The sequence below is a fragment of the Citrobacter sp. wls613 genome, from assembly GCF_005281195.1.
GTDB lineage: Bacteria > Pseudomonadota > Gammaproteobacteria > Enterobacterales > Enterobacteriaceae > Citrobacter > Citrobacter gillenii.
In genome coordinates, this window is the sequence record NZ_SZXN01000052.1 from 1 (window position 1) to 5355 (window position 5355).

Sequence of the window (5355 nt, forward strand, 5' to 3'; positions counted from 1 at the left end):
AAATCATTGATATGGCCATGAATGGCGTCGGATGCCGGGCAACCGCCCACATTATGGGCGTTGGCCTCAACACGATTTTTCGACACTTAAAAAACTCAGGCCGCAGTCGGTAAACTCATGCATACAACCGGGCAGTGACGTCATTGTTTGCGCGGAAATGGACGAACAGTGGGGTTACGTCGGCGCTAAATCACGCCAGCGCTGGTTGTTTTACGCGTATGACAGGATACGGAGGACGGTTGTGGCGCACGTATTCGGTGAACGCACGCTGGCCACGCTGGAGCGTCTTCCGGGCCTGCTGTCGACCTTTGAGGTCGTGGTATGGATGACGGATGGCTGGCCGCTTTATGAATCACGCCTGAAGGGAGAACTGCACGTTATCAGCAAGCGATATACGCAGCGCATTGAGCGGCATAACCTGAATCTGAGGCAGCATCTGGCAAGGCTGGGCAGGAAGTCACTGTCGTTCTCAAAATCGGTGGAGCTGCATGACAAAGTCATCGGGCATTATCTGAACATAAAACACTATCAGTAAGTTGGCAGCATTACCTAATAAAGAGAGTTTTCACTTCAAATTTATTCTTATTTCTCGGTTATATTAGTTTCCCTTTATATTTATTGCATGAGCTGGTTATCGTATCCGGATTCATTTTTGACGCTGAGAATGCCTGGGTATCGATATCATTAGCGGCATTTGCCTCAATATTCATTGCCTATATTTATGCCCGATTTATCGATTATCCTCTCTATCGGGCATTAAAGCGTCAGATTGCCAAAATAAGTTAATTATGGTTTGGATTTTATTGAACGGTAGTTGACTGATTAGTGCGCTGTCGCCGGAGTAGCGTTGCGACGCTTAAGGAAGGTGCGAATAAGCGGGGAAATTCTTCTCGGCTGACTCAGTCATTTCATTTCTTCATGTTTGAGCCGATTTTTTCTCCCGTAAATGCCTTGAATCAGCCTATTTAGACCGTTTCTTCGCCATTTAAGGGGTCAGTTTGGATATAGAGAATTATTGTACGGTAAGCCTGTTTTTTGAACAGGCTTACCTGTAGCAATAGGGTGTACTCCCGCGCTATACAGCGTTTTCAGGGGATTTTGTCTTAATCGGATAACCTAAATGCGATACAGCAAGAGCGACAACCTAAAAGCGATAGCCACTGACGATAAATCAATCACTTACGTATCCGAATTGGTTAAATAATGTGCTTAACGTACAAAAATTTCCGATCTCCAAACTGACCCCTTAATGGAGGTACGGCAGGAGATTTCGATGCCGGTAAAGCGCCAGCTCAGCGGCTACGTACTCAGTCAGATGAACTGGAAAAATAAACTGTTCTAATTTGCACAGTTATGAAAGAGTTCAGGTATTGATGGCGGGATAAAAATACTCTGATATCAGGGGGTGAACTGAGTGCTCCTGAACAATTAAAATTCGCTGAAAGTTAACATTATTTTCGCGGAGCCCTTTTGGGCCCCGCATATTATTTTATTTTAACATTGACTTCACTTTCCGGGCCACCCGGCGAACCAGACTGGTGCCTCGTCTTGCGCCCTGGACATGAATTGCTTCATACAGAGCATTAAAGCGGTCATGGGCCCAACCATCTCTCTGCTGAGAAATAAGACCATCAATCTTATTATTTAAAAGTTGTAACTCGTTACTGACAGAATGACCGCCATTGATGCTGCGCAACCGACTCACTTCACTCTCAAGCTCATGAATCTTCTCGAGGTAGGAAGGTATCAACCCCATTGCATAATTATATTTAACATTCTCATCCATAAATGGACGGAAACTACGGTAGTTGTTTTTAGTCTTATTTCCACTTAACAACATGCCGGAGTTTGCAACTCTATACCAAAATAGAGGTTCTGGGACGACTTGCAATTTATATCCCTGTAACGATATTTTTGCAAAAAACTCCCAGTCTTCATGACCTAAACCATAATCCTCAGTAAATCCGCCTACTTTTTCGAAAACTTCTTTTCTGATCAGCGCATTAGCATCACCAAAGCAGTTACTAAAGCTGGCGATATTTAAATCAGGTCCTAACGGAAGCCAGCAGTGCGTCATTTTACGGAACGGAGAAGGGAACTCCTCACCAAAAATAAGATCGCTTGGTGTGGTTAACACATCGGCCCCAGAGTTTAATGCTGCCGTAACAAATGTTTCCACCTCAAAAGGCTTAGCCACATTATCATCGTCCATAAACATCAGATATTCGCCGGAGGCGTGTCGCGCAGCCAAATTCCTTGCAGCGCCCAGATAGTTATTAGAACTACGGACGATTTTCCAGCCTCGAGAGTTAAAATCATTCTCGATGAGATTCAAATAACGATCAGACTCTTCCGTCGTACTTCCATCATCAACCAGGATGACCTCAATATTTTGGTAAGTTTGAGATTTTATTGAGGCGAGTGCTTGCTGGAGCAAATGGTGACGTTCGAAGTGAGTGATACACACGCTAACTAACGGGCTGTTAGATTCATCGATTTTCTTGAATGCGCAGTTTTTTTTCCGTTCAACTGCGGCAAACCAAGCTTCTTTAATATTGTCTTGTGATTCAGTAAGCCCTGGTTTGATATTTATATTTTTTAAGCGATAGTGAATTTTTTCGTATAAATCAACAGGTGTCGGAGTAAATAGAACTTCCGCATGATGTTCCTGCGGAATAAGTTCTGGAATTCCACCAACATTTGAGGCGAGGAAATTAACGTTATTAATCAAGCATTCATAAACAGTATAGGGGGAGTTTTCTACAAGCGATGGGATGATGACTAATACATTTTTTCTTTTTATATATTCGTTAGCGTTGGTACGATCATAATCGCTGATGATATTAACTGCGAGTCCCAAATTTTTAGTCTGATTCATAATATAAGTAAATGAATCAGTTTTCCCTATAGTAACATTTTTTCCGAGGAAGGTTACACCAGAGACGGTCTCTTTATCTTCGTCAGATATTTTTCTTAATGCGCGGAGGAATATGTCAAGCCCTTTACGGGTTTCAAGTCGACCGAAAAATACAAGCTCAACGCCAGAAGCTGGCTTTTCATTTGTTTTAACTATAACATCACTTCTCGCCTCAAACCCTTGAAATGGCTCACAATTTAAAATTACATGGCATTCTTCAGGAACATTCCAGTGTTTACTCAACATCCAATCAATTAAATACTGAGACGGACTAACAACCTCATCCGCCATTTCAACCACCATTTTCTCCATATAATAGAGTTCAAGATGGTTCTGATCATATGGGAGCTGGTAATTACCTTCATCAGCCCATAACGTTGAACTGTGAGTATTTACAATGAACTTCGTATTTTCAAAACCAGTGCCATTCTTTTTACTTAACAAAGTGTAATAAAGATCTGCCTGCCATTCACAAGAAATAACAGTGTCATAGATATTATTTTCTTTCAACCAGAGCAAAATTGAATAACTTTTCCTTCTAAAATAAGGTGCATCAATATTAATCTCTTTTACCAGTCCGGTGCTTAGCAGATTGATACCAAAGGTACTATAAATACGTGACCAGTCGCTAAATTTTGATACAGACGATTCCGAATAGTCACCACATGTATACAATACATCGACATCATACCCTTTTTTTGCCAAAGTAGTGGCAAGAGCAGTGAAAGCAGTACCAATGCCGCCGTTACGGACAGGCCCCTCAATGTCCGGCGTCATTATAAGAACTTTCTTCATTGTAACCTTTCCTTAGTAACCTAGACTTTTCTATAATAATGAGTGAGTTGAAGTAGAATAAGATAGCAATCGGTAGCTTTTGTTAAATAGGACAAAAAATGACCAACACAGAGTTAAAACTTGATTTATTTCTAAAATCCTATCATCCATCTCATCGATTTGTCTATAAGGCAAACCCTGGTAATGCTGGCGATGGTGTAATTGCATCTGCGACGTATGACTTTTTCGAACGAAATGCTCTTACCTATACCCCTTACAGAGATGGCGAGCGCTACAGTTCTGATACTGATATTTTAATTTTTGGCGGCGGAGGAAACCTCATAGAAGGATTGTATTCTGAAGGTCGTGATTTTATCCAGAATAATATTGGAAAATTTCATAAAGTAATAATAATGCCGTCGACAATCAGAGGGTATAGCGATTTACTCACCAACAACATTGATAAGTTAGTTGTTTTTTGCCGCGAAGATATCACTTTCGATTATATTAAATCTCTCAACTACGAACCAAACAAGAACGTATTCATTACTGATGACATGGCATTTTATCTCGATCTTAGTAAGTACCTGTCACTTAAACCTGTCTATAAAAAACAGGCCAACTGCTTCAGAACGGACTCCGAATCTCTAACTGGAGACTATAAAGAAAACAATCATGATATTTCGCTCACCTGGAACGGTGACTATTGGGATAATGAATTTCTGGCACGCAACTCTACCCGTTGCATGTTAAACTTTCTTGAAGAGTATAAAATTGTCAATACCGACAGGCTGCATGTTGCAATCTTAGCATCTCTGCTTGGCAAAGAAGTAAACTTCTATCCTAACTCATACTACAAAAATGAAGCTGTTTATAATTATTCACTTTTTAATCATTATCCAAAAACATGCTTTATTACGACAAGTTGAAAAATGCAGCGTATAATAATACGCTGCCTGAAAATCACATAACAACTACAGCATTATTAATGATTGCCTGCCAGCCTTCACGCGAGTATTCATTCGCACGACTATAGTCTGCAAATCTATCGATTACCGCAGTAAATAAGTTATCAGTGACTTTAGTTATTTCACCGACATTTGAATTATCTGCATCACTTTTCACGTACAGTATTTTACTGTCACCGTGTTTCTTAAATTCTTTTGATAGCGCCAATACAATATCATCAAGATTATTACCATTGCTTTTTACGACAAAAATTTTATTTTCATCAGCAAGACCTTTCCTGAATTTGTCAACCAAATACTTAATCTTATCCATTTCTTTTTTATAAATAATATTATTTTCCTGCTCAGAATAACGCCAGGACCAGCAATTACTTATATTGTCACTATACATTTCAGTATGAAAACAAAGATCATGTTTTTGGTCAAGCACCATATCCTGCCAGGAAGGTATCAAATTTTCATAAATATAAAAATCTGCAAAATCAGATTCTATTAATGCTAAAAGAGCATGATAGTTTTTTATTAATGTCCAGCGAAACAAGCTTCCTTCATCATAACCTGACTCTCTTAAAAAGAAAGCAAACTCACAATTATCGCCAAGACTTTCGAAACGCTGTAACTTATTCATCATTTTTTCCGAAGGGGTAATTGAATGATTATACAGGCTTTGTTGAATAAATCGAACTTTTGCTGAGT

At 39.8% G+C, this 5355-nt stretch carries 3 protein-coding genes and 1 pseudogene; 2 read left to right on the forward strand and 2 right to left on the reverse strand.

Going from position 1 to position 5355, the window contains the following annotated elements:
* Window positions 1-535: pseudogene (locus tag FDX01_RS09020) on the forward strand (IS1 family transposase); the annotation flags it as partial.
* A 954-nt stretch (window positions 536-1489) separates the two neighbouring features.
* Here the strand turns inward: FDX01_RS09020 and FDX01_RS09030 are convergent.
* Window positions 1490-3712 (reverse strand): glycosyltransferase, encoded by a 2223-nt coding sequence (locus tag FDX01_RS09030; protein ID WP_016247607.1) that lies wholly within the window; start codon window positions 3710-3712, stop codon window positions 1490-1492.
* A gap of 98 nt (window positions 3713-3810) precedes the next feature.
* Here FDX01_RS09030 and FDX01_RS09035 point away from each other — a divergent pair, with 98 nt between their 5' ends.
* On the forward strand, window positions 3811-4620 hold the full coding sequence (locus tag FDX01_RS09035; RefSeq protein WP_016247606.1) for a polysaccharide pyruvyl transferase family protein: 810 nt from the start codon (window positions 3811-3813) through the stop codon (window positions 4618-4620).
* A gap of 34 nt (window positions 4621-4654) precedes the next feature.
* On the opposite strand, the gene FDX01_RS23685 is transcribed toward FDX01_RS09035, so the two are convergent.
* A partial coding sequence (locus tag FDX01_RS23685; RefSeq protein ID WP_249360922.1) for a hypothetical protein occupies window positions 4655-5355 on the reverse strand: 701 nt, incomplete at its 5' end.